Here is a 242-nt window from a genome sequence, read left to right on the forward strand (position 1 = left end):
CTTTGCCTCCCTTTGTTTACGCCATTGTAGCACGTGTGTAGCCCAAATCATAAGGGGCATGATGATTTGACGTCATCCCCACCTTCCTCCAGGTTATCCCTGGCAGTCTCCCCAGAGTGCCCGACTCGACTCGCTGGCTACTAAGGATAAGGGTTGCGCTCGTTGCGGGACTTAACCCAACATCTCACGACACGAGCTGACGACAACCATGCACCACCTGTCTCCACTGCTCCGAAGAGGGA

The 242-nt window shown here is 55.0% G+C and carries 1 rRNA gene; it reads right to left on the reverse strand.

What is annotated here, in order from left to right:
• Window positions 1-242 (reverse strand): 16S ribosomal RNA (locus NE473_RS33395); the annotation flags it as partial.

This window comes from Hungatella sp. SL.1.14, assembly GCF_024460495.1.
Classification (GTDB): Bacteria; Bacillota; Clostridia; order Lachnospirales; family Lachnospiraceae; genus Hungatella; species Hungatella hathewayi.